Source organism: Corynebacterium ureicelerivorans (assembly GCF_000747315.1).
GTDB lineage: Bacteria > Actinomycetota > Actinomycetes > Mycobacteriales > Mycobacteriaceae > Corynebacterium > Corynebacterium mucifaciens.
In genome coordinates this window covers 2168085-2192678 of record NZ_CP009215.1, presented here as the reverse complement: position 1 = coordinate 2192678, position 24594 = coordinate 2168085, and the positions used below count along the sequence as shown (strand labels likewise).

General features: G+C 62.2%; 21 protein-coding genes and 3 rRNA genes. 17 read left to right on the top strand and 7 right to left on the bottom strand.

Going from position 1 to position 24594, the window contains the following annotated elements:
* Window positions 1–108 precede the first annotated feature (108 nt).
* Window positions 109–1077, bottom strand: a complete 969-nt coding sequence (locus CUREI_RS10720; protein WP_236627210.1) for a replication initiation protein — start codon at window positions 1075–1077, stop codon at window positions 109–111.
* 159 nt (window positions 1078–1236) lie between these two features.
* On the opposite strand from CUREI_RS10720, the gene CUREI_RS10715 reads away from it, so the two are divergent.
* From CUREI_RS10715 to CUREI_RS10700, 4 genes are all read left to right on the top strand, one after another.
* Window positions 1237–1422 (top strand): hypothetical protein, encoded by a 186-nt coding sequence (locus CUREI_RS10715; protein WP_038613410.1) that lies wholly within the window; start codon window positions 1237–1239, stop codon window positions 1420–1422.
* Between the two features lie 43 nt (window positions 1423–1465).
* On the top strand, window positions 1466–3526 hold the full coding sequence (locus tag CUREI_RS10710) for a RecQ family ATP-dependent DNA helicase (RefSeq protein WP_038613408.1): 2061 nt from the start codon (window positions 1466–1468) through the stop codon (window positions 3524–3526).
* A 350-nt stretch (window positions 3527–3876) separates the two neighbouring features.
* On the top strand, window positions 3877–5391 hold the full coding sequence (dnaB, locus tag CUREI_RS10705; RefSeq protein ID WP_038613406.1) for a replicative DNA helicase: 1515 nt from the start codon (window positions 3877–3879) through the stop codon (window positions 5389–5391).
* 107 nt (window positions 5392–5498) lie between these two features.
* Window positions 5499–5687 carry a hypothetical protein gene (locus tag CUREI_RS10700; RefSeq protein ID WP_038613404.1) on the top strand — a complete coding sequence of 63 codons (189 nt, stop codon included), beginning with the start codon at window positions 5499–5501 and terminating at the stop codon, window positions 5685–5687.
* Between the two features lie 18 nt (window positions 5688–5705).
* On the opposite strand, the gene CUREI_RS10695 is transcribed toward CUREI_RS10700, so the two are convergent.
* The 4 genes from CUREI_RS10695 to CUREI_RS10680 are packed head-to-tail and all read right to left on the bottom strand — an operon-like array spanning window position 5706 to window position 9806.
* Entirely contained in the window at window positions 5706–7019 is a 1314-nt protein-coding gene (locus CUREI_RS10695; RefSeq protein ID WP_038613402.1) for an MFS transporter, read from the bottom strand.
* Between the two features lie 29 nt (window positions 7020–7048).
* Window positions 7049–9334, bottom strand: coding sequence for a heavy metal translocating P-type ATPase (locus CUREI_RS10690; protein ID WP_038613400.1), 2286 nt, complete (start codon window positions 9332–9334; stop codon window positions 7049–7051).
* 20 nt (window positions 9335–9354) lie between these two features.
* The gene (locus tag CUREI_RS10685; RefSeq protein ID WP_038613398.1) at window positions 9355–9555 is read right to left on the bottom strand and encodes a heavy-metal-associated domain-containing protein; all 201 of its coding nucleotides are present in this window, start codon (window positions 9553–9555) and stop codon (window positions 9355–9357) included.
* 50 nt (window positions 9556–9605) lie between these two features.
* Window positions 9606–9806 (bottom strand): heavy-metal-associated domain-containing protein, encoded by a 201-nt coding sequence (locus CUREI_RS10680; RefSeq protein ID WP_051952349.1) that lies wholly within the window; start codon window positions 9804–9806, stop codon window positions 9606–9608.
* A 129-nt stretch (window positions 9807–9935) separates the two neighbouring features.
* On the opposite strand from CUREI_RS10680, the gene trxA reads away from it, so the two are divergent.
* Both trxA and CUREI_RS10670 read left to right on the top strand, forming a co-directional pair.
* A complete protein-coding gene (gene trxA, locus CUREI_RS10675; RefSeq protein ID WP_038613396.1) occupies window positions 9936–10307 on the top strand; it encodes a thioredoxin in 372 nt (123 codons plus the stop codon).
* A gap of 87 nt (window positions 10308–10394) precedes the next feature.
* The gene (locus CUREI_RS10670) at window positions 10395–11183 is read left to right on the top strand and encodes a PspA/IM30 family protein (protein WP_038613394.1); all 789 of its coding nucleotides are present in this window, start codon (window positions 10395–10397) and stop codon (window positions 11181–11183) included.
* 19 nt (window positions 11184–11202) lie between these two features.
* On the opposite strand, the gene CUREI_RS10665 is transcribed toward CUREI_RS10670, so the two are convergent.
* The gene (locus CUREI_RS10665) at window positions 11203–12540 is read right to left on the bottom strand and encodes an NYN domain-containing protein (protein WP_038613392.1); all 1338 of its coding nucleotides are present in this window, start codon (window positions 12538–12540) and stop codon (window positions 11203–11205) included.
* Window positions 12541–12713: 173 nt separating this feature from the next.
* Between CUREI_RS10665 and CUREI_RS10660 the strand changes: the two genes are divergently transcribed.
* The 6 genes from CUREI_RS10660 to rrf all read left to right on the top strand — a co-directional run bounded on the left by CUREI_RS10660 (window position 12714) and on the right by rrf (window position 20724).
* Window positions 12714–13088 carry a GntR family transcriptional regulator gene (locus tag CUREI_RS10660; RefSeq protein ID WP_038613390.1) on the top strand — a complete coding sequence of 125 codons (375 nt, stop codon included), beginning with the start codon at window positions 12714–12716 and terminating at the stop codon, window positions 13086–13088.
* Window positions 13085–13843: an ATP-binding cassette domain-containing protein gene (locus CUREI_RS10655; RefSeq protein WP_051952348.1), complete on the top strand. Its 759-nt coding sequence runs from the start codon at window positions 13085–13087 to the stop codon at window positions 13841–13843. Before CUREI_RS10660 ends, CUREI_RS10655 begins: the two co-directional genes overlap by 4 nt.
* The gene (locus tag CUREI_RS10650) at window positions 13843–14841 is read left to right on the top strand and encodes a hypothetical protein (protein WP_038613388.1); all 999 of its coding nucleotides are present in this window, start codon (window positions 13843–13845) and stop codon (window positions 14839–14841) included. Before CUREI_RS10655 ends, CUREI_RS10650 begins: the two co-directional genes overlap by 1 nt.
* Before the next feature lie 579 nt (window positions 14842–15420).
* Window positions 15421–16939: ribosomal RNA gene (locus CUREI_RS10645) — 16S ribosomal RNA — on the top strand.
* 412 nt (window positions 16940–17351) lie between these two features.
* A 23S ribosomal RNA gene (locus CUREI_RS10640) occupies window positions 17352–20438 on the top strand.
* A 168-nt stretch (window positions 20439–20606) separates the two neighbouring features.
* Window positions 20607–20724 (top strand): 5S ribosomal RNA (rrf, locus tag CUREI_RS10635).
* The 16S, 23S and 5S rRNA genes sit together here, the layout of an rRNA operon.
* A gap of 165 nt (window positions 20725–20889) precedes the next feature.
* Here the strand turns inward: rrf and CUREI_RS10630 are convergent.
* Complete coding sequence (locus CUREI_RS10630) at window positions 20890–21870, bottom strand: pseudouridine synthase (RefSeq protein WP_038614449.1); 981 nt, start codon at window positions 21868–21870, stop codon at window positions 20890–20892.
* A 22-nt stretch (window positions 21871–21892) separates the two neighbouring features.
* Between CUREI_RS10630 and CUREI_RS12515 the strand changes: the two genes are divergently transcribed.
* The 5 genes from CUREI_RS12515 (at window position 21893) to CUREI_RS12710 (ending at window position 24573) form a co-directional block, all read left to right on the top strand.
* Window positions 21893–22039: a hypothetical protein gene (locus tag CUREI_RS12515; protein ID WP_169740484.1), complete on the top strand. Its 147-nt coding sequence runs from the start codon at window positions 21893–21895 to the stop codon at window positions 22037–22039.
* 56 nt (window positions 22040–22095) lie between these two features.
* The gene (locus CUREI_RS10625) at window positions 22096–22992 is read left to right on the top strand and encodes a universal stress protein (RefSeq protein WP_038613386.1); all 897 of its coding nucleotides are present in this window, start codon (window positions 22096–22098) and stop codon (window positions 22990–22992) included.
* Between the two features lie 102 nt (window positions 22993–23094).
* Window positions 23095–23364, top strand: coding sequence for a GlsB/YeaQ/YmgE family stress response membrane protein (locus CUREI_RS10620; protein ID WP_038613384.1), 270 nt, complete (start codon window positions 23095–23097; stop codon window positions 23362–23364).
* A 110-nt stretch (window positions 23365–23474) separates the two neighbouring features.
* On the top strand, window positions 23475–24101 hold the full coding sequence (locus CUREI_RS10615) for a TetR/AcrR family transcriptional regulator (RefSeq protein ID WP_038613381.1): 627 nt from the start codon (window positions 23475–23477) through the stop codon (window positions 24099–24101).
* Window positions 24102–24321: 220 nt separating this feature from the next.
* Window positions 24322–24573, top strand: a complete 252-nt coding sequence (locus CUREI_RS12710) for a sortase domain-containing protein (RefSeq protein WP_236627208.1) — start codon at window positions 24322–24324, stop codon at window positions 24571–24573.
* The last annotated feature ends 21 nt before the right edge of the window (window positions 24574–24594 follow it).

Below are 24594 nucleotides of genomic sequence, written 5' to 3'. Positions count from 1 at the left end.
TTAAAAGAAGTTCCCCGCAGCACATCTATAACCCGTTGCTCTCTCGTGGAGAAAACGACACACTGCCCAAAGGCCGGGGAACCGTTTATTGCTTATGGTTTGCACCATTTAAATTGATCGCCTCCGCCCTCTCGGCAAACTGATTCCTGCGGTGCGGAGAGCTCTTTTTACCGTGTCTCGGGACACCCCGAATTCACTCATCGCCTCGGGAATAGATGGCCATTCACCTGTTTCAGCGTTAGCGGTCATAAACCAACTGGCGATAGCGAATTTTCTTGCTTTTGCTCCAGTCTGTCTGCGCTGATTAGCCTCTTCTAACGCTTCTAGCCGGCTTTGGGCGTATTCCCCTTCGGGGTCTGTTTCCCATCGCTGTGCGGCTTTTTGGCCGCCTCTGCGGCCCATGGTGGCCAGGGCCTTGCGTTGGCTTGTGGTGGCGTAACGGGCAGTCGGTGTGCCGTAGGAGTCGGTCTTGCCCTGGGTGACGTAACCGCGCACACGCCGGGCCATGGTTTGGCGGTCGCGCATCGGGGGCATTTCCCGTGTCCTGCCGTCAGCACCTTTGCGCTGGGCGATGTTGTAGGCGCGCTCGTAGGCGTCGATGATCGCCGCGTCGGTCATCCGCTCCCCCGCCGCCCGCGAACGGTGGGCGGTCTTCAGCGTGTGGCGAAACGCTGTCTCGTCGCGTGCGGCGCGTCCCGGGTTGATCCAGCGCACCAGGACACCGTCGATGAGATCCGGGTTGTAGCGATCCGCCTCCTCGCCCATCTCGACTTCGATCTCGTCGGCGATCGCGCGGAAGGCCTGGGCCTGCTCGCGGCGTGCCTTGACCGTCTTGATGAGCTCGCGCCCACTGGAGAACTCCTGGCGGGGGGAGACGTGTTGGGGCTCGTCGGCTACCTCGCGCACCTTACTGATGAAGTCGGACAGCCGGTCAATACGGTGATGCTGCCGGTACCAGATATAGCGATCGGGGCTGTCTCCCGTGTAGAAGGGGCTGCGGCTGAACCGGTGGGCGAATCTCGGGTCGTGGTCCAAAAACCCGCCCAGGGTCCTGCTGGTCGGCGCCAGAAGCGCCATGTTGGGCTACTTCCCGTCCTTGTCGGCGTAGACAGGGTCAATCAGCCACAGGCACTGCGCTTTTGCCGCTTAAGCGGTTGATGCCCACCCAGGCCGGCCCGAGACTGCGGGTGACGAGCTGGAGGAGTTTGCCCCGTAACTCCTCGGCCAGGTTGATGGGTGGCCTCCCTGACTGCCGGGCTGGGGATACCGGGCGCGGAGGTAATAGAGATCGGCGAGCACGGCGTGAAGCGGGGCGCGGCGGTGGAGGACACCCTCGCGTACAGGGCCATGCGTGACTTCCTCGCGCATCCGCACGGGATCGCGGAGTACATGGCGGACTGGGCGGAAGGCGAGCTAGCGTAGCGTTCGAACGTCCGTGTCGGGGTGGTGATATACGGTGTGCGCCATGACAGCGACACGCGAACACGCGGACGAACTCCTCCGGGGCATTGCAGGCCCTAACGCAGCCCTGCGTGACGACCAGTGGACAGCGATCGATTCCCTGGCCAACCAGCGCAAACGCATGCTCTTGGTGCAGCGCACTGGGTGGGGGAAATCGGCGGTGTACTTCATCGCTGCGAAACTGTTGCGCCAGGCGGGGGAGGGACCGTCGATCATCGTCTCGCCGCTGCTCGCGCTCATGCGCAACCAAGTTGAGGCGGCCGCCCGCGCCGGGATCCGCGCCGCCACGATCAACTCGGCGAACATGACGCAGTGGGAGGAGATCCAGGCGCACATCGGCGAGCTGGACCTGCTGTTGATCAGCCCCGAGCGCCTCAACGCGCCGGACTTCCGCAAGGATGTGCTGCCGCAGCTGGCGCAATCCCTGGGCATGCTCGTCGTGGACGAGGCACACTGCATCTCCGACTGGGGGCACGACTTCAGGCCGGATTACCGCCGCATTGCCCTGCTTATCGACGACCTCCGGCCACACACCCCCGTCCTCGCCACCACCGCAACTGCGAACGACCGCGTGGTGGCGGACGTGGTCGCACAGCTGGGGGAGGGCACCGGTGTGCTGCGCGGTGGGCTGGACCGAGAGTCCCTGTCGCTGAACGTCGTGCAGCTCAAAGACCCGACGCAGCGCGCCGCCTGGATCGCCCAGTACCTGTCGCAGGTCGAAGGGTCTGGCATCATCTACTGCCTCACCGTGGCCGCCGCGCACGACCTGGCTGAAGCGCTCGAGACGGCCGGGTGGAACGTCGCGGCGTACACAGGCCGCACGGAGGCGGAGGAACGCGAGCGCCTCGAACAGGCACTGATCCACAACGAGCTGAAAGCGCTTGTGGCTACCTCCGCGCTCGGCATGGGTTTTGACAAGCCGGACCTCGGCTTCGTCGTGCACATGGGCGCACCGAGCTCGCCGGTGAGCTACTACCAGCAGATCGGCCGCGCCGGGCGCGCCACTGACCACGCCGAGGTGGTGCTCTTGCCTGGGCCGGAGGACGAGCGCGTGTGGGAGTACTTCGCATCCGTGTCTATGCCGGAGGAACCGGTGGTGCAGCAATTGCTGGGCGCGCTCGGGGAGGACCCGGTGTCCACACCGAAATTGGAGAACGCCGTTGATCTGTCGCGCACGCGCATCGACCAAGCCCTAAAGGTTCTTGACGTGGATGGTGCGGTCACGCGCGTCAAAGGCGGCTGGGTCTCCACGGGTTCCCCGTGGGCATATGACCATGAGCGTTACGACGGCCTGGCCAGCGCCCGCGAGCGCGAACAGGACCTCATGTTGGCGTACGAGACCACGGACGCATGCCGCATGGTGTTTCTCCGCCGCGAGCTGGACGACCCGACCATCGGGGAAGGGGAGCGCTGCGGGCGGTGTGACAACTGCACCGGCAACCATCTGTCAGCGGATGTGGACCCGGCGCTGGTCGAGCGCATCGACGTTCGCTTGCAAGCCCCGGGCGTGCCGCTGTCCCAGCGAAAGATGTGGCCGACAGGCTCCGCACGCCGCGGCAAGATCAAGGGCGTACTGGGAGGGAAGGCGCTCGGCAGGCTCAACGATGTCGCCCGCGGCCCAGCCCTGGCTGCGCTACTGCGCGACAGCGCCTACCGCCCTGCCCAGAACTGGCGGGACGACCAGTGGCTCACCCGCTTTGTGGCGGTGCTAGCGGACTGGGACTGGGGCACCCGCCCCGCCACAGTCGTGGCGCTGGGTACGGCGGATCCCGCCCGGTCGGAGATGGTCGCCGCCACCGCCGAGGCGTTGGCGGGCGTGGGACAGATGGCTTTCGGCGGGGTGGTGCGGGCCGGTGAGGCGGAGGTGGAGGCCCGCAATTCCGCGTTTCGTGTCAATGCGCTCGACCGGTACTTCGACTACTCAGGGCTTGCCGTGGACGCAGGGCCGGTCTTGCTGCTCACCGGGGAGGTGGACTCCGGCTGGTCGGTGACCGTCGCCGCCGCGGACATCGCCGAACGCTTCGGCGTTGAGGTGCTCCCGCTGGCCTTCGCCTCACGTGCGTAACGGCACGGCGCTTGAGCAGGGGTGTGGATAAGTGTGGGAAGAGAATCCCTGGTGAGAGCGCCAGATGTCCACTGGAGTGAGCAAGGGCCGGTTGTCAAACACCGTGGTCAGCGGGTTTATCCACCGGTGCCGACGGAAGATGACAGAAGAAAAATATATGCGTTCAGCTGGTCATTTGGGATAACCCGCCGATGGTTTGACCGCTGATTCCACACAAATTCCACACCCCAGGGTGCAGGCTTGTGGACAACTCGCCCACACATTCTGATGTTGTCCACACCCCCTGTGGATAACTCGGTTAGCGGTTTGCACCGCGGGGTAGTGTCATACACACATCGAAAGGGGAGAACATGGGCGCAAACGACAGTTTCGCGGATTACGTGCCGCCGCCGGAGCCGGCCGCGGACTACGGGGATTTCAGTGATTCCGACTTTGAAGCGTTCCGAGGCAACAGCGGTGGCTCCACGCGCCGGGAGCCCGGAGGCGGCGGCCGGGGCGGGAACAAGTACTCCAACTTCAACCGCGGCAGCGACGAGCTGCAGGAGTACCGCACTCCGCCGCACGACGAGCTCGCCGAGCGGTCCGTTATCGGCGCGATGCTGCTCAACCCGGACGTCATCTTGGACGTGGCGGAGGGCCTGCGCCCGGACGACTTCTACTTCCCCGCGCACCAGCTGATCTATCAGGCCATCCTGGACCTCTTCGCGCAGGGCAGCAACGTTGACGTGCTCATTGTCTCCGGTCGTTTGGACCGCCTCAACGCGCTCGAGCGCATCGGCGGCGCGCCCTACCTGCACACCCTGATCTCGGAAGTGCCCACCGCGGCCAACGCGCGTTACTACGCCGAGATCGTGGAGGAGAAGTCCATCTTGCGCCAGCTGGTCAACGCCGGCACGCAGGTGGTGCAGCTCGGCTACGAGGGCGAAGAGGGCATGGAGGTCGACGCGATCGTCGACCGCGCTCAGCAGAAAGTCTTCGCCGTTACGCGTAACCAGACGGGCGAGGACTACCGCCCGCTGTCCGACCTGCTCAAACCCACCATCGACGAGCTGACCATGATCGCCTCCGGCGGTGCTCTGGAAGCAGGCGTGCCCACCGGGTTCATCGACTTAGACAAGCTCACCAACGGCCTGCACGCAGGGCAGATGATCATCGTCGCTGCGCGTCCCGGCGTGGGTAAGTCCACACTGGCGCTGGACTTCATGCGTTCGTGCTCCATCCACCAGGGGAAGACCTCCGTCATCTTCTCGCTGGAGATGAGCGCCTCCGAGATCATCATGCGCATGCTCTCCGCCGAAACGGAGATCAAGCTGTCCGCGATGCGCTCGGGCCAGATGGAGGAGCGCGACTGGGAAAAGCTCACCCAGCGGCTCACCGAGATTCAGGACGCCCCGCTGTTCATCGACGACTCGCCCAACCTCACCATGATGGAGATCCGCTCCAAGGCCCGCCGATTGAAGCAGCAGCACGGCCTCGACCTCGTGGTGGTGGACTACCTCCAGCTGATGAGCTCCGGCAAGAGGGTCGAATCCCGCCAGCAGGAGGTCTCGGAATTCTCCCGCCACCTGAAGCTGCTGGCCAAGGAGCTCGAGGTCCCGGTCATCGCGATCTCCCAGCTCAACCGCGGCCCGGAGGCGCGCACGGACAAGCGCCCGCAGCTCGCCGACCTGCGCGAATCAGGCTCTCTCGAGCAGGACGCCGACATGGTGTTCCTGCTCTACCGACCGGACTCCCAGGACCGCGACGACGAACGAGCCGGCGAAGCCGACATTATCGTGGCGAAGCACCGTGGCGGCCCCATCGACACCATCCCGGTGGCGCACCAGCTGCACTACTCCCGCTTCGTCAACATGGCCCACGGCTAGCTTTGCTTGCCCTTTGCTCAGTTAGGCATGGCTTTCCAACGGTGACACGCTGCGAAAACGGGTTTATGATCCAACATCACAACCCAAAAGCAGATAAGGAGAAAGCCATGACCGTGCGTTCCATCAACGGCCCAGCCGCGTGCGCCAGCACGGTGGCGAAGCTCGACCCGAGCATCACTGTCGCTAAGACGGGGGAGAACACCCTCCTGCTCAACCTGCCGCGCAGCATCGAGGAGATTGATAAGGCGACGGCCGATACGTCTCTGAAGGCCCGTTTTTCGCGTCTGTTTGCTTAGCGACGGCGCGTTCCGCCCCTACCCAATCGCCACACCACGCTGCTCAGGCAGCGTGAACGCGGCTGCGCACGCCAGCGCAAAGGCAGCGGCGAACACGCCGAATACGGCGGTAGCACCGCCGAACGCGAGGACGGGCGGGACAATGAGCGGCGCCAGGATGGAGCCGATACGGCCGAATGCCGCTCCCGCGCCAGTGCCTGTTGCGCGGACTGGGGTGGGGTACAGCTCAGGGCCGACGGCGTAGAGCGCGCCCCAGGCGCCGAGGTTGAAGAAGCTGAGCAGGCAGCCAGCCGCGATGATCTGCCACTCTGCGCTGGCCATGCCGTAGGCGAAGGCGGATACGGCGGAACCCGCTAAAAACGCCGCGAGGGTGATGCGGCGGCCCCAGACCTCGATGAGCCACGCGGCGGCGAAGTACCCCGGCAGCTGGGCGAGGGTGATAATCAGCGTGAAGGTGAACGAGCGCACGAGCGAGAATCCCTGTTCCACCAGCAACGACGGGATCCAGATGAACGCCCCGTAGTAGGACAGTGAAACGCAGAACCAGACCGTCCAGAAGGCGGCGGTGCGGGCCCGCAGATCTGGCCCCCAGATGCCGCCCCGGATAGTCTCCTCCCGTGGCGGCTGGCTGGTGTCGTACTCGGCTGGGGCAGCCTCAGCTTCGAACGAGCGCACAATCTGCTCGGCTTCCTCGTGTCGGCCGGCTGATTCCAAGAAGCGCACAGATTCGGGCAGGCCCATGCGCACATAGATGGCGTAGATCGCCGGCACAGCGCCAAGCGCGAAACCCCAGCGCCAACCGTTGTCGTGTTGCGCCACCACAAAGGTGCCGATGACGGCGGCCACGATCCAGCCGACGGCCCAGAATGCCTCTAGCAGCACAACCATCCGCCCGCGGACCTTGCGCGGGGAGAATTCACTCACCAGCGTGGAGGCCACAGGCAGCTCCGCGCCCAAGCCCAGCCCCACGAGGAAGCGGAACACCATGAGGGAAGCCACGGACCATGCGAGCGCGGACGCGCCGGTGGCGAGGCCGTAAAGCAAGAGCGTGGCCGCGAACACCTGGCGTCGTCCGATCTTGTCTGCCAGGAGACCGCCGAGCGAGGCGCCGATGGCCATGCCGATAAAGCCCACCGAGGCGATCCACCCGGTGGTGGTTTTGTCCAAGTCCCACTGCACGGCAAGCGCCGCCACGATGAAGGACACCAGGCCGATGTCCATGGCGTCGAGGGCCCAGCCGATGCCGGAGCCGACGAGGAGGCGCTTGTGCTTGCCGGTGGCCGGGAGGCGGTCGAGGCGCTCGGTGCGGGTGAGCTGCTCAGCAGAGGTCATGCCGGGGAGTGTAAAACGCGGAGCCCCGTTTACTCCGCGTTAATTTCACCGGCCGCGGATTGAAACGTGCGCAGACGCAGCGAGTTGGACACCACGAACACGGAGCTGAACGCCATGGCGATGCCCGCGAGCATGGGGTTGAGGAAGCCGAGCGCCGCCACGGGGATGAGGACCACGTTGTAGGCGAACGCCCAGAACAGGTTGCCCTTGATCGTCTTCAGCGTCTTGCGGGAGAGCCGGATCGCGTCGGCGGCGGAGGTCAGGGAGTTGCGCATGAGGGTGATGTCCGCGGCCTCAATGGCGACGTCGGTGCCCGCTCCCATGGCAAGGCCTAAGTCCGCCTGGGCAAGCGCCGCGGCGTCGTTGACGCCGTCGCCCACCATCGCAACCTGCTTGCCCTCGGACTGCAGGCGCTTGACCACCTCAACCTTGTATTCCGGCAGCACACCGGCAGTGACGTTGGCGGGGGCGATGCCAACCTCAGACGCAACGGCCTCCGCGGCGCCCTGGTTGTCGCCAGTGAGCAGGTGCGGGGTCAGCCCCAGCTCGCGCAGCTGAGTCACTGCCTCCGCGGAATCCTCCTTCACCGTGTCGCGCACTGCCACGAATCCAGCGAGGGTGCCGTCTACCTCGACCGCGACCGGGGTAGCGCCGGCGCGCTCGGCCTGTGCAAAGGCGTCCGACAGCCCGCCCAGGGGCACGGATGGGCGACCGACGCGGACGGAACGGCCGTCGACACGCGCGGACGCTCCTTGGCCCACCTCGTTCTGGAAGTTGTCGAACTCCGGGATGCCCTCCGCGGCGTTCACGATGGCGAGCGCGATCGGGTGCTCGGAGCCGGACTCGACGCCGGTGGCGAGGCGCAGCACCTCGCCGGCGTCGAAGCCGGGGGCGGCGGCGACGTCGGTGACACCCATCTTGCCCGAGGTGATGGTGCCGGTCTTGTCCATGACCACCGTGTCCACTTGGCGGGTGGATTCGAGCACTTCGGGGCCCTTAATTAACAGCCCCAGCTGTGCGCCGCGGCCGGTGCCGACCAGGATCGCCGTGGGGGTGGCCAGGCCAAGTGCGCACGGGCACGCGATGATCAGCACGGCCACCGCCGCGGTGAACGCATGGGCGGTGCCGTGGCCCACTAGGAGGTGACCAGCGAGGGTGAGCAACGCAACGACCACGACAACGGGCACAAACACCTGCGAGATGCGGTCCACCAGCCGCTCCACAGGGGCCTTGCCGGCCTGGGCGTCGCGCACGAGCTTGCCCATCTGCGCCAGCGTGGTTTCAGAGCCGACGCGGGTGGCCTCCACCACCAAGCGCCCGGACGTGTTCAGCGTGGCGCCGGTGACCATGGAGCCCTCCTCTACCTCCACGGGCACGGACTCGCCGGTGAGCATGGATTCATCCACAGCGGAGTGCCCGGCGATCACGCGGCCGTCCGTGGCCACTTTCTCGCCGGGGCGCACCACGAACCGGTCGCCGACCGCAACCTGGCCGATGGGGACGCGGACCTCCTTGCCGTCGCGGATGATGGCAGCGTCTTTCGCCCCCATGTCCAACAGCTCGCGCAGCGCCTCCGAGGATTGCCCCTTGGCGCGCGTTTCAAACCAGCGCCCGAGGAGCAAAAACGTGATCACCACGCAGACGGATTCGAGGTAGATCTCGTCCATGCCGGCGTGCGAAGGCAGGATGGACATCTCCATCGTCATCCCGGGCTCACCCGCGTTGCCGACGAACAGCGCCCACGCGGACCAGAGGTACGCCGCGGAAGTGCCCAGCGTGATCAGCGTGTCCATGGTCATCGCACCATGCTTGAGGTTCGCCCAGGTCGCGCGGTGAAACACGCTGCCCGCCGCGAAGAACACCAGCGTGGTGGCCGCAAACGCCGCCCACTGCCAGTTGGTGAACTGCAGCGACGGGATCATGCTCACCAGCATCACCGGCAGCGACACCAGCGCAGCCCAGATGGTGGTGCGCTTGAGCTTTTCCGCCTCTTCCAAGCGGGCGTTTACAAGCCGATCGCTTGACGACACCCCTTCGGCGCCCCCCGCGCCGTCTGCGCTCTCGGCGCCGTCGTTCAAGGCAAAAGCGTCGTACCCCGCTTTGCGTACCTCGTCGATAAGCATCTGCGGGGTGGTGGTGGATGCGTCGAAGTCGACGGCCGCCGTCTCCGTGGAGAAATTCACGGAGGCGTCCACGCCGTCGAGTTTGTTGAGCTTGCGCTGCACGCGCGACGAGCACGACGAGCACGTCATCCCCGTCACGCCCAGCTCAATGTGTTGCAATGCGGTCGGGGTTTGGGTGGGGCTTTGGGTCATACCCCCACCATATGCCGGCACTACGCCAAGGAGTAGCCGGCTTCCTTCACGGCCGCCTCGATGTCCTCGCAGGTGTAGCCGTCGCCTTCCACCTTGACCTTGCCTGTGGTGTGGTCGGCGTCAACGGCCGTCACGCCGGCGATTTCAGCGATTTCTTCCTGCACGCTCAACTCGCAATGGCTGCAGGTCATGCCTTTTACGTCGAACTCGCGTTGTGCCATGGTCAGCTCCTAATAGTCGAGAAAACTCAGTCCACGGCCGATGGTAGGCGCTAAACCTGCAATGTGTAACCGGCGTTCTTCGCGGCCTGCTCGATGTCTTCGTCGGCGAAGGTGAAACCGACGACGGTGAGCTCGCCTTCGTCGAGGTCCACGTCGACCTCGTGCGTCCCTTCAACAACCGACAACTCGTCCTTGAGCGAATCGACCGCGACTTCGTCCTTCGGGCCCGAGATCCGGTACGTCTTCGTCATGGCTGCTGCACGCCTCCTGATCTAGCGTTGAGTAGTTGCTGTTCTCCGGCGCGGAATAACGCGGAGAGGGTTGGGGTTATACCCGTTGCAATCTCTTAGACAATAACCAATCGCGTGAAGGAGCGGACCGTGAGCACCGTTGATGTAACCGAGGACACGTTTGAGCAGACCGTTACCCAGGACGGCATCGTTTTCGTCGATGCGTGGGCTGACTGGTGCGGCCCCTGCAAGCAGTTTGCGCCGACCTACGAGAAGGCCTCCGAAACCCACGACGACGTCGTATTTGCCAAGCTGGACACCGAGGCGAACCAGCAGCTGGCTTCGGCGCTGGAAATCCAGGCCATCCCGACGCTGATGGCGTTCCGCGACGGCATCATGGTCTTCCGCAACGCCGGCGCCCTCCCGCCCGCTGCGTTCGACGACCTGATCCAGCAGGTGAAGGGTCTGGACATGGAAGATGTCCGCCGCCAGATTGAGGAGCAGAACGCCTCCGAGCAGTAGGCTTTCGCCCGAAGCGCCCGCCAGACGGGCGCTTTTTTCATGCGTACACTCGCTTATCGACGAAACCCCCACCGGAAGGACACCCCCATGGCGAACCCATTCAGCAAGGGCTGGAAGTACCTCATGCAATCGTTCGATTCCAAGATCGACCAGAACGCCGACCCGAAGGTGCAGATTCAGCAGGCGGTCGCCGCAGCAAAAGAGCAGCACAAGGCCGTGTCAGAGCATGCCGCGAACATCATTGGCAACCGCAACCAGTTGCAAATGAAGATGGATCGCCTCATCGCGTCCCAGGACGACCTGCAGACCAAGGCCCGCACTGCCCTGCAAGCCGCCGACAAGGCAAGCTCCGCCGGGGATGCGCAGAAGGCGCAAGAGTTCAACAGCGCCGCCGAAGCGATCGCCACCCAGTTGGTAGCGGTGGAGCAAGAGCTGGAGCAGACGAAGCAGGCCTATGCTTCCGCTGAGCAGGCGGCGAAAGAAGCGCAGGCGAAGCAGCAGCAGTCCGAAGCACACCTCAAGGAACAGCTAGCTCAGGTTTCGCAGCTGGAGTCCCAGCTCAACCAGGCGCGCATGCAGGAGCAGACTGCTACGACCATGGACTCCATGAATCAGTTCAACGACAGCGATGTGCCGACCCTTGACGGCGTGCGCGACAAGATCGAACGCCGTTACGCCACCGCGCTGGGGCAGCAGGAGTTAATGGAGGACTCCACGACGGACCGGATGGCCGAGATCGAGTCCGGCACCTCAGACGTGGCCGCGGCAAGCCGCCTTGACCAGATTCGCGCTTCCATGGCCGGCGAGCTGGAAGCCGGGCCGCGCGATGAGGCAGCACTGAGCGACGCCGAAAAGGACTCGCGCGGCCAGGACTGACCCATTATTCCGCCGGGTGTCAGTGGTCCCGGCGGATGTTGATCAGCACCCCACGGATGCCGGAGTGGAACCCGTCGCGAAGGTTCACGCGCTGGGTCTCGGTGAGCGTGTACTCGTGCAGGGTCTCGCACGCGAACTGCAGTAGTGGCCGGTCAATCTCTGGGGGTAGCCCTCCGCCGGAGAGAAGATGGGCGCTGTCGCGCTGCTCGCTCGACGCAGCGTTTTCGAACCACCAGGTGGCGTACTGCTGCCCAACGTCGTACGGCGTTTGGAACCCAGCAGAGGTCCACACCTCTTCCGGAAGCGGCACGTAGCGCGACCGCAGCTTCCGGCGCGGTGCCATCATCGACGGCTTCGGAGCGGGCTTCGGGCCTGGCTTGGGAGCACCCGCCGCGGCATCGGCCATGGTTGCCGGCGAGGGGGCAGCGGGGCGCGTCGGCTCGCTCGAGACGTTATGGTTGCCCGGCTTGTTGGACTCGTTGTTTGCCTCCACCTGCGCCTCGGATGGCTCATCCATCTCTGGGGACTCAGGCTGGTGGGTCCGTTGCTGGGCGGTGGGGGTGCCGACGATGTCGGACGGCTTCGGCGCCGAGGTACCCGAAGAAGCGGGCGAGGGGGTGTCCGCCGGCTCCGCGGAGTTCCCGGCGTCTTCTGCGCCGTCGGGCTTTGCGCTGGAGTCCTCATTTGTCGCTGGCTCGGCGGGCCGGAGCGGGTCCGGGCCCAGACCCGGCACGGCGGTGGGCCCTTCGGCCTCGTCGAGCGGAGCAGCGTCGTTAAGCGGTCGCTCCCTGATGCTCGGCGGCAATGGGCCTTCCAGCACCTGCAGGCGCATCGCGTCGGCGAAATCCTCGCGCGGGTCGAGGATGGTGGTGCTGTCGCACGCGTGGCGCAGCGCAGAAGACATGGAGTCCCAGCCGAAGCCGTAGAGATGCATGCGCCCGCCGTGGCTGGTCACTTCCTCCACGCCGGGGATCATGTCTGCGTCGCCGGAGACCAGCACAAAGTCGGTGAACTTTTCGCTGACGCCGTTGACCACGAGGTCGGCGACCAAGCGGGTATCCACGCCCTTCTGTGTGCGGCGCTCGCCCCACTCAATGAGCTGGCCGGTGCGCAGTTGCACGCCGTCGCAGGTGCGCAGCGCGCGCTGGTAGCGGTGCGGGCCCGAGTCGGGGATGCCGTCGTACCAGAATTGGCGGTGGATGGGTTGGTTGAGTTGGGTAGTGATCATCTTGCCGAGGGTCGCTACAACCTCCGGCAAGTCAATTTCTAACTGTGCGCGCGCGCCGATTTCCCACGAGTTGTAAAAGCTTGCAAGCAGGTACGACGTATCGACGAACACGAGTGTGCGTTCAAGCATGGCTCCTAGATTCCGATTCTTTTTCGTTTCTAAATTGATTTACCCGTCCTATCTTGCCTGAAAATGCGCGCTCGTTCCATGTCCGATATCTCACCTAGCGCTTGCGACGCCGTGCACACCGTGATAGTTAGTTAGTTACTCGAGTAACTAACACACGAACCGGAGTACGGGGCATGAACACTGATGCAGATCCGCTTTTCGTGCAGGTCGCCAGCTTCGTCGCCGACCTTATCGTCGACGGCACTCTGAAACCCGGCGAGCAGGCACCGTCGACGAATCAGCTCGCCCAGTTCCATGAAATAAATCCCGCGACGGCACGCAAGGGGCTTGCGCTTCTTGTCGACGATCACGTGCTGGAAAAACGTCGCGGCCTCGGAATGTTCGTCACCGAGAGCGCCCGCGACCGCATCTTGGACAGGCGCCGCGAGAATTTTGCCGGCGACTACATCGCACCGCTGATCGACGAAGCCGTCCACCTGGGATACACCCGCTCCAACCTCCACGACCTGATCGACCGCGTCGCAGAAAGCAGAGGCATGTACCAATGACCATCCACACCCGCGACCTCACCCGCCGCTTCGGCTCCACCGAGGTGCTTACCGGCGTCGACATTGATTTGGGCCCCGGCATCCACGGTTTGCTCGGCCGCAACGGCGTGGGAAAATCCACGCTGCTACGCATCCTGTCCGGTCAACTCAAACCCACCTCCGGAACCGTGGAGGTGTTCGGCGAGCGCCCCTTCGACAACGCTTTTGTCATGGACAACACCTGCCTGACCGGCGTTGATACCGCCTACCCGGGCTCGTGGTCCGGCGCGGATGTGATCAAGGGCGCCAGCCTGCGCTACCGGAATTGGGACCAGCAGGTTGCCGACGTGCTGACCGCCGACTTTGCCATGGGTCAGGCATTGGAAACCCGCTACGGGAAGCTTTCCCGTGGCCAGCGCGCGATGGTCGCCATCGTCATCGGCTTGGCCGCTGGCACCGACCTTCTGCTTCTCGACGAGCCCTACGTCGGCCTCGACACCCACAACACTGACGTGTTCTACCGCCACCTGCTCGCCCAGGCAGACACGGGCCGCACCATTGTCATGGCGACCCACCACATCGAGGATGCGGCGAAGGTGCTGGATACGGCGGTGGTGCTGGGCCGCGAGGGGATCGTCGCCAAGCAATGCGCCCCTGAGGACGCCGACGCCTTCGCGGTTGTGGGAGGGGAGCTTTTGCCTATCGACGACGCTTCGCGCCACGCCCGCCCCGCACGACTCGACGACCTCATCGAGCACTACCTGGAGGTGTACTGATGAACACAACCTTGCTTGGATTTTTCCGCCACCAGTTCACCTCGCCACCGCTGACCAGGCTGCTGTGGATGGTGCCGCTGGCCGTGATGTTCGGCCTCGGTGCAACGATTACGAATCACGCGCTTACTGCGGTGATGACGCCTGCAGTTGTGACCCTCTTTGTGATCGGCGCGCTCTCGATGGAAGAGACGGCGTACTCGGCGTACGGCATGCCACGGGACCGGCGACTACGACTGGCCGCGATGGCGGTGGTTCCGGCGGTAGTGATTGGTGCGGCCGCCGCGTTGCTGCTGCGGCCCGACTGGTTTGGAGTCGTAGGTGCCTTGGGAGCAATCGCGATAGGCCTGATCATGGGGCAGCGCTACGTCACCGGCGAGGTGCCCGAGGCGAGTGAGCGTGTGCGATCGCGCTTAGGCTCGCGCGGCTTCCTCGTTGAGCTGGTGTGGAAACCGCAGTTGCTGTGGGCTTTGGGTATCGCGGTGGCGCACTGCGTGACGCTGTACCTGGCAAGCTTTATCGGTTCTGAGCCGCTCAGAGCGTGGATTGGGATGTTGCCGTTGTTGGCTTGGTACTACGCGTATTGCACTGACGGCACGGGGATCGCTGGCCCGGACGTGGGCGCGAGCTACGGGGTGCCACGTCGGCGCTGGCTCGCGGTATCGCTCGCGGCATCAGTCGTGTCGGTTTTGCTCTATACGGTCGTTGTTGGTGTCGTTTCGAGCTTGAGCTGGGCCGCGGTGGCGGTCGGGGCGGCGGGTGCGTTCGCCTGCGCAGTACTGGGCACCGCCATAAAAGTCCGGCGCAGCGACATAGGCCTGTTTCCAGCGATGTTCTTGGCCATCCCTATCTCGCGAGCGGCGGAAGTGGAGTACTTCACGGACGGCGAAACCGTCTACCTCCTTGTAGTCGCGGGAACACTGTTGCTGGTCGGTGCAGCGATGCAGGTGGCGTATTTGGGCGGCTATATGAACCCGAAACAGGCGCTTAAAAATACGTAAAAACCGCCGTTGCGCTGCGAGTTTGTGTTGTTGTTGGGGTGTGTGTAACTTATACCAAGTCAGCGAGACCGACAACGCCCCGCTGGAGAGACCGAGAAGGTGCTCCGGTTTGTGTGGCGGGCAGGAAAACAATCGCTGGTGGATTCCTTCAGTCGCTTCGATGCTGGCTCATTTGTGTGGGTTGGTGTTGTGTGCTGGTGTTGTTTGAGAACTCGATAGTGTGCCAATGTACTTTTGTTGCGTGGGTGTGTGTCACCTACCCCGTTTTGTGCACTGTGTGGTGGATGCCTGCTTTGTTGGGTGTGTGCCGGTGGTGGCGTGGTTGAATTCCAATAACTAATCGCGTCATCTGTTTGGTTCAGTGCGTGTTGGGGTGTGGTTGACATGCTTTTCACTCGCGTATTTGTGATCGGCCCTTGTTTTGCCCCGTCGGGTTAGGGGTCGGTTGTTTTTTGAACCTTGTAATTTTTGGAATTTTTGTGCCAGTTCAGCATCTCTGCCTTTTTGGTGTGGTGGTGTTGGGTGGTTTGTTTTTGGTTGGGTTTCGGGCTTTTCACGGCCTTGTTTCTTGCTGAAACTTTTGTGGAGAGTTTGATCCTGGCTCAGGATGAACGCTGGCGGCGTGCTTAACACATGCAAGTCGAACGGAAAGGCCCAAGCTTGCTTGGGTACTCGAGTGGCGAACGGGTGAGTAACACGTGGGTGATCTGCCCTGCACTTCGGGATAAGCCTGGGAAACTGGGTCTAATACTGGATAGGACCACTTCTTGGATGTTGTGGTGGAAAGTTTTTTCGGTGTGGGATGAGCTCGCGGCCTATCAGCTTGTTGGTGGGGTAATGGCCTACCAAGGCGTCGACGGGTAGCCGGCCTGAGAGGGTGTACGGCCACATTGGGACTGAGATACGGCCCAGACTCCTACGGGAGGCAGCAGTGGGGAATATTGCACAATGGGCGCAAGCCTGATGCAGCGACGCCGCGTGGGGGATGACGGCCTTCGGGTTGTAAACTCCTTTCGCTAGGGACGAAGCGTTTTTGTGACGGTACCTGGAGAAGAAGCACCGGCTAACTACGTGCCAGCAGCCGCGGTAATACGTAGGGTGCGAGCGTTGTCCGGAATTACTGGGCGTAAAGAGCTCGTAGGTGGTTTGTCGCGTCGTTTGTGTAAGCCCGCAGCTTAACTGCGGGACTGCAGGCGATACGGGCATAACTTGAGTGCTGTAGGGGAGACTGGAATTCCTGGTGTAGCGGTGGAATGCGCAGATATCAGGAGGAACACCGATGGCGAAGGCAGGTCTCTGGGCAGTAACTGACGCTGAGGAGCGAAAGCATGGGTAGCGAACAGGATTAGATACCCTGGTAGTCCATGCCGTAAACGGTGGGCGCTAGGTGTGAGTCCCTTCCACGGGGTTCGTGCCGTAGCTAACGCATTAAGCGCCCCGCCTGGGGAGTACGGCCGCAAGGCTAAAACTCAAAGGAATTGACGGGGGCCCGCACAAGCGGCGGAGCATGTGGATTAATTCGATGCAACGCGAAGAACCTTACCTGGGCTTGACATACACCAGATCGTCGTAGAGATACGGTTTCCCTTTGTGGTTGGTGTACAGGTGGTGCATGGTTGTCGTCAGCTCGTGTCGTGAGATGTTGGGTTAAGTCCCGCAACGAGCGCAACCCTTGTCTTATGTTGCCAGCACGTTATGGTGGGGACTCGTGAGAGACTGCCGGGGTTAACTCGGAGGAAGGTGGGGATGACGTCAAATCATCATGCCCCTTATGTCCAGGGCTTCACACATGCTACAATGGTCGGTACAACGCGCATGCGAGCCTGTGAGGGTGAGCGAATCGCTGTAAAGCCGGTCGTAGTTCGGATTGGGGTCTGCAACTCGACCCCATGAAGTCGGAGTCGCTAGTAATCGCAGATCAGCAACGCTGCGGTGAATACGTTCCCGGGCCTTGTACACACCGCCCGTCACGTCATGAAAGTTGGTAACACCCGAAGCCAGTGGCCTGTCATGGGAGCTGTCGAAGGTGGGATCGGCGATTGGGACGAAGTCGTAACAAGGTAGCCGTACCGGAAGGTGCGGCTGGATCACCTCCTTTCTAAGGAGTTTTTTTSTGGCTCACAGTTGTGGGCTTTTTTGTGTGGTTGATGTCGCCGAGTGTGCGACTGCCATGAAATATGTTGTGCCGGGTGGACGCACACCTAGTGGTGGTTGGTTGCTTGATCTGGATGGTCAGGTGGCGTACTGCTTAYTGGTGGGTTGTKTGCTGTGTGGTGCTGTGGGTGGGTGATGCGCACCTGTTGCGTGACAGAAGGTTTGTAAGCATTGGTGCACTGTTGGGTGTCTGGGGCAGCACAGGTTTGTGTGTCCTTGTTGGGCCCYTKKYGTGRGCYGGCGGCGGTTGTTTGCTGGTTTGTGTGGGGGTTGTGTTGTGTGAGAACTGTATAGTGGACGCGAGTATCTTTCTTTTTTGTGTTTTGGTGTTATTTACCTTGATTGTTTGTGTGTCCGTGTGTTTTGTTACGGGCGTATGGTGGATGCCTTGGCATGCTGAGCCGATGAAGGACGTGTGAGGCTGCGTTATGCCTCGGGGAGTTGCCAACAAAGCGTTGATCCGAGGATGTCCGAATGGGGAAACCCAGCACCGGTTGTGTGGTGTTACCCGCAGGTGAATTCATAGTCTGTGTGGGGGTTGACGCGGGGAAGTGAAACATCTCAGTACCCGTAGGAGAAGAAAACAATTTGTGATTCCGTGTGTAGTGGCGAGCGATAGCGGATGAGGCTAAACCGTGTGCGTGTRAGACCTGGCAGGGGTTGCGTGTGCGGTGTTGTGGGGTGTGTGCGTGTGCAGGCTGCCACCTGCAGGCATGATTCGCGCGTGTCAGTGGAAGCATCTGGGATGGTGCGCCGGAGAGGGTGATGAGTCCCGTACGTGAAGGCATGTGTGGTTGTGTGGTGCATGTCCCCGAGTAGCAGCGGGCTCGTGGAATCTGCTGTGAATCTGCCGGGACCACCCGGTAAGCCTAAATACTCAGTGTGACCGATAGTGGATTTAAGTACCGTGAGGGAATGGTGAAAAGTACCCCGGGAGGGGAGTGAAAGAGTTCCTGAAACCATGCGCTTACAATCCGTCAGAGCACCGTTWWGTGTGTGATGGCGTGCCTTTTGAAGAATGAGCCTGCGAGTCAGCGGCATGTCGCGAGGTTAACCCGTTTGTGGGGTAGTCGTAGCGAAAGCGAATCCGAATAGGGTGTTTTTAGTGGCATGTCCTGGACCCGAAGCGGGGTGATCTACCCATGGCCAGTGTGAAGCAGCTGTAAGAGGTTGTGGAGGCGCGAACCCACTTAGGTTGAAAACTGAGGGGATGAGCTGTGGGTAGGGGTGAAAGGCCAATCAAACTCCGTGATAGCTGGTTCTCCCCGAAATGCATTTAGGTGCAGCGTGATGTGAGCTTGCCGGAGGTAGAGCTACTGGTTGGTTGAGCGGGACTATCATCTTAGCGACGTCAGCCAAACTCCGAATGCCGGTGAAGTGGTGCATTGCAGTGAGACTGTGGGGGATAAGCTTCATAGTCGAGAGGGAAACAGCCCAGATCGCCGGTTAAGGCCCCTAAGGGTGTGCTAAGTGGAAAAGGATGTGGGATCGCGAAGACAGCCAGGAGGTTGGCTTAGAAGCAGCCATCCTTGAAAGAGTGCGTAATAGCTCACTGGTCGAGTGGTTTCGCGCCGACAATGTAGTGGGGCTCAAGCACACCGCCGAAGCCGCGGCAAGCCTTTTTGGCTTGGGTAGGGGAGCGTCGTGTGTGGGGTGAAGCCGTACTGTAAGGAGCGGTGGACTGCATGCGAGTGAGAATGCAGGCATGAGTAACGAATGGCAAGTGAGAATCTTGCCCGCCGGATGACTAAGGGTTCCTGGGTCAAGTTCGTCTTCCCAGGGTGAGTCGGGTCCTAAGGCGAGGCCGACAGGCGTAGTCGATGGTTAACGGGTTGATATTCCCGTACCCGTATATGCGCGCCCAGTATCGAAGCGGTGATACTAACCACCCTGATCTGCTGACGTTGATCACTCTTTGAGTGGTTGGTTGGTGGTGATGCGTGGGGCCTGATCCGTTGTAGGTCAGTGATGGGGTGACGCAGTGAGGTAGCCGAGCCGCTTATTGGATTGCGGTGCAAGCGTGTGGCACGACAACATTGGTCAAATCCGGTTGTCWTKTGTGTGAGGCGTGATGCGTAGCCCTTKKGTGGGTGATGTTGGTGATCCTGTACTGCCGAGAAAAGCCTCTAGCGATGTGTGTGTACGGCCCGTACCCATAACCGACACAGGTGGTCAGGTAGAAAATACTAAGGCGAGCGGGTGAACTGTGGTTAAGGAACTCGGCAAAATGCCCCCGTAACTTCGGGAGAAGGGGGACCCATGCTGGTCAAGCATGTTTCGTGTGGTAGCTGGTGTGGGTCGCAGAGAAGAGAGGGGAGCGACTGTTTATCAAAAACACAGGTCCGTGCGAAGACGGTTAAGTTGATGTATACGGACTGACGCCTGCCCGGTGCTGGAAGGTTAAGAGGACCTGTTAGGGCTTTTTGGTCCGAAGCGGAGAATTTAAGCCCCAGTAAACGGCGGTGGTAACTATAACCATCCTAAGGTAGCGAAATTCCTTGTCGGGTAAGTTCCGACCTGCACGAATGGCGTAACGACTCCCCTGCTGTCTCAACCACAGGCCCGGTGAAATTGCAGTACGAGTAAAGATGCTCGTTTCGCGCGGCAGGACGAAAAGACCCCGGGACCTTCACTATAGCTTGGTATTGGCATTCGGTGCGGTTTGTGTAGGATAGGTGGGAGACTTWGAAGCRTGCACGCTAGTGTGTGTGGAGTCGTTGTTGAAATACCACTCTGACCGTAGTGGATATCTAACCTTGGCCCATGATCTGGGTTGGGGACAGTGCCTGGTGGGTAGTTTAACTGGGGCGGTTGCCTCCCAAAATGTAACGGAGGCGCCCAAAGGTTCCCTCAGCCTGGTTGGCAATCAGGTGGGTAGAGTGTAAGTGCACAAGGGAGCTTGACTGCGAGACGTACGTGTCGAGCAGGGACGAAAGTCGGGACTAGTGATCCGGCACCTACTTGTGGATGTGGTGTCGCTCAACGGATAAAAGGTACCCCGGGGATAACAGGCTGATCTTCCCCAAGAGTCCATATCGACGGGATGGTTTGGCACCTCGATGTCGGCTCGTCGCATCCTGGGGCTGGAGTAGGTCCCAAGGGTTGGGCTGTTCGCCCATTAAAGCGGCACGCGAGCTGGGTTCAGAACGTCGTGAGACAGTTCGGTCTCTATCCGCCGCGCGCGTTGAAACTTGAAGAAGGCTGTCCCTAGTACGAGAGGACCGGGACGGACGTACCTCTAGTGTGCCAGTTGTTCCGCCAGGGGCATGGCTGGTTGGCTACGTACGGGAGGGATAACCGCTGAAAGCATCTAAGCGGGAAGCCTGTTTTGAGATGAGGTTTCGTTTGAGGTTCCCAGGAGACGACTGGGTTGATAGGCCGGATCTGGAAGCGTAGTAATGCGTGGAGGTGACTGGTACTAATGAGCCGATAAACACCAACACACGACGTGTTGGTAGGTAACACCGCGTAAAACACGAGGAAATGTTCTCGCGTCCACTGTGCAGTCGCTGACACAGCACACCACCCACCGCTTGTGGTGGTGGGTTGGCTGGCAGTGTGAAGTGCATATGTTCGCTGCGTGTCAGTGTTGTGCATGCCCCTGTGGGTGTGTCGGTGGTTGATGGCGGCGGGGAAACGCCCGGTCCCTTTCCGAACCCGGAAGCTAAGCCCGCCCGCGCTGATGGTACTGCTCCCGGGAGGGAGTGGGAGAGTAGGTTACCGCCGACGCTTAAAAACTTGATATGTTGTGGCACCCGCCACCACACCGTGATGGCCCCGTTTCGGGGTTGGTGTGGTGGCGGGTGCTTTCGCGTGTGCGGGGGGTGTAAGGGTTGACACCGCGCGATACTGGCCTAGGCAGATACCGCGCCGGACGCGTCTTAACGTCAACTTCTACACCAGGGGCCAGGGGGTGCGGAGCTGGAAGCGGCGCGGCTCTCGACTGAGTGGGTCAGTAAATGCCAACGCCACGCAACGTAGCAGCATCGGCTGCGTGAAGTCCTCGGTGTCGACCGGCAGCAGCTGCGGGTAGATACGGTCTCCCAGGATCGGGGCCGCCTCCTCCATCATCTGCACCCGTAATTGGTGCGTGCGCCCGGTAACTGGGTGCAGGCGGTAGCGACCCAGTGGCGTCGTTGTGTTGTAGCGGTGCTGAAGAGCATTCTCTGTAGACGCGTCCAAACGGCCCACGCCCGCCACGATGGTCTTTGCGTTGGGCTGAACGTCGGGGTGCACCACTGCGGCGGGCTCACCGTGTCGTTTGGTCAGGTGGTGAAGCCAGGTTGTGGCCGGAGGGACGTCGTGAAGCGGGGCGATGGCCTCGTATTCCTTTCGCACCTCCCGGCGAGCAAAAAGCTCCTGGTACGCGCCTCGGATTTCCCGCCGCTTGGTGAAGAGGAGCAAGCCAGATGTCGCGCGGTCGAGGCGATGCGCAGGGGTGAGCTCTTCGTTGGCGGTAGCGCGTCGCAACCGCACGGTCGCGGTCTCGGTAATGTGGCTTGATCGCGGCATGGTCGCCAGGAAAGGCGGTTTGTCCACCACGAGGAGGTCCTCGTCCTCAAAGACGGTAGTGATTTCGAAGGGGACTGGACGTTCGGGGGCGGGGCGTCGATAGAAGAAGACATCGGTGCCTGGCTCGAGCCAGGTATATGGGCCCAACTGAGTCCCGTCGCGGGTGACTACGAGGCCGTCGGCGAACCGCTCCAGTACCGCGGCCTCGTCATCTGCCGGGTCGCGGTACCGCTGTGTGGACACGAGGTGCCAAACAAGGTCTGCGGCGCGGATGCCGTCGCCAGCTGGAACTCGCGCGCGGCTGGCGCCGAGGCCGTCGCGCGGCGGAAGCGGTCCAGCGCTCTTCGTCTTTTTCCTTGCCATGGTGTGTAGTAGATTAACGCGCATGGATCTTGGAGCATTGGTTGAACCGTTGGTGGCATTCTTCTCCCAGGGCGCTGGTAAGGCATTCCTGGATGCTCTCACTGTGATTTACCGGGTGCTGTACCCTGCGAACGCGCCGGCAGCGACTCCTATCGAGCTGCCGCGGTAGTTACGCCGCGGCACTAGACTGTGGGTTATAACGCCGATCCGAGGAAAGGTTTGGACATGACCCACGACGATATCGTCATCGTTGCCGTTGACGGCAGCCCCGCTTCCGACAACGCTGTGCGCTGGGCAGCGAACACGGCAATGAAACGCAATATCCCTCTGCGGCTCGCCGCGAGCTACTCCATGCCGCAGTTCCTGTACGCAGAAGGCATGATCCCGCCCCAGGAGGTCTTTGACGATCTCCAGCGGGAGACGCTGAAGACGGTCGATCGCGCCCGGGAAATCGCGCTCGAAGTGGCACCCGATTTGCGCATCGGTCACGCGGTGGCGGAGGGGTCACCTATTGACATGCTGCTGGAAATGTCGCGTGAGGCCACCATGGTTGTGATGGGCTCTCGTGGGCTGAACGGGTTGTCCGGGCTTGTCCTCGGCTCCGTGTCCGCGGCTGTAGTGTCCCACGCGTACTGCCCGGTGGTGGTCGTCCGCGAGGACAACGCGGTGACCGATGCGAACAAGTACGGCCCTGTTGTCGTCGGCGTGGACGGTTCCGATGTGTCCCGCCAGGCCACCGAGGTGGCCTTCGCCGAGGCCGCCGCACGCGGGGCGCAGCTGCACGCTGTGCACGCGTGGGTGGACACGCAGATCCAAGGCCCGGGGGCTGGATACGCCGTGGCCGATGATCATTGGCAGGCAGTGCAGTCCGAAAAGAACCAGCTACTGGGCCGGTACCTGGACGAGCTGATGGAGAAGTACCCTGACGTCGAGGTTACGAAATCTATTACCCGTGAGGGTCCGGTGCGCGCGTTGGCAGGCGCAGCCGAAGGTGCGCAGCTGCTGGTTACCGGCTCGCACGGGCGTGGCGGTTTCAAGGGGATGCTGCTGGGCTCCACGTCCCGCGCGTTGCTCCAAGTCGCTCCGTGCCCCATGATGGTGGTGCGTACCCAAGATTCGTAGTCGAACTGTTACGCAATCGCACGCGGGGCGTTGCACGCCCGGCGGGCGGTAATGGAACAATGGCAGCGTACTGAAAACACAAATGAGAAGAGGTTAGTAATCATGACACCTACCCTGGGTTTCCTTGGCTGGATTATTATCGGCGGCCTTGCAGGTTGGATCGGTTCCAAGATCCAGAATCGTGACGCGCAGATGGGCATCGGCCTGAATATTCTGGTCGGTATTATCGGCGGTCTCCTCGGCGGCTGGCTGCTCTCCGCGTTCGGCGTCGATGTCGCAGGCGGCGGGCTGTTCTTCAGCTTCCTCACCTGCCTCCTGGGCGCAGTGATTCTGCTGTGGATCATCAACATGGTGACCAGCAAGCGTCGCTAGGCGTAACGCCTGCGTCCCCCGGTGACCCCGGGGGATTTTTTCTTGCCCGTTGTAATATACGAACCGGTTTGTCTATATTGATAACCGACCGACGCACGAAGGAGCACTCCTTGCCAACCACCAGCAAAAAGAAGCCGTCGACGCGACGCCGCGACCGGCCGAGCCCGCGGCAAAGGCTGCTGGACGCGGCGACGAAACTGTTTACAGAGGAAGGCATCCGCGTCATCGGCATCGACCGGATCTTGCGCGAAGCGGACGTAGCGAAGGCCTCGCTGTATTCCCTGCTCGGCTCGAAGGACAACCTGGTTATCGCCTACCTGGAGCAATTGGACGAGCAGTACCGTGCGCGTTGGGGCGAGCGAGCGGCGAAGGCGCCGGACGCCGACGCAAAGATCCTCGCGTTCTTCGACATGGCTATCGACGAAGAGCCGGAGAAGGATTTCCGCGGCTCACCCTTCCTGAACGCCGCCGGTGAGTACCCGCGACCGGAGGTGGAGTCGGAGGAACGCATTGTCGCGGCGTGCGTGGCGCACCGCGCTTGGATGCACCAGACCATCACGGCCCTCTTGACGGAAAAGAACGGTTACGAATCCTCCGCCCTCGCAGACGAGCTGCTCATCTTCTTAGACGGTGGCCTCTCCGGCGCGCGGATCCTGCACAGCCTCGAACCGCTCCGCACTGCCCGGGCATTGGCGGAATCCACGCTGGGCGCCCCGCCGCCGGATTACTCCATCTAGGACAACCTGACGACCCGCATGACTTCGCCCCACTCGGGCTTGCCCGCGCCAGCGACGCCAACGACCGCCGCGCAGCGCCGAATCGGCGTATCGCAGGTGATCGGGGCGTGTTCCTCACGGCTCGTGTGCTGCCGCTCCTCTTTGCCTTCAACGAGTCGAACTGGATCAATATCGCGTCCAACAGGATGCAGGACCAGGGGCAAACGCGGATTGAGGTGCAATGGGTCAATCCGCGTCAGGACAAGGCCACCAGTTCGACGTCGTTGAGGGCGTGCAGGTGCACGAGCTGCGCACTGGCCCGGGGCACTATCCGGTCACACAGCTTCCGGGGCAGGACGGCAACTTCGCGGTGGCCGGCCACCGCGTGGGCAAAGGGGCGCCCTTCAATGACCTGGGGGCACTGGAGGCGTGCGACGCCGTGGTGGTGGAGACGAAGCGGGAGTGGGTGACCTACCGCGTCCTGCCGATGTAGCAGGATCCTGCTGCTCGCCGC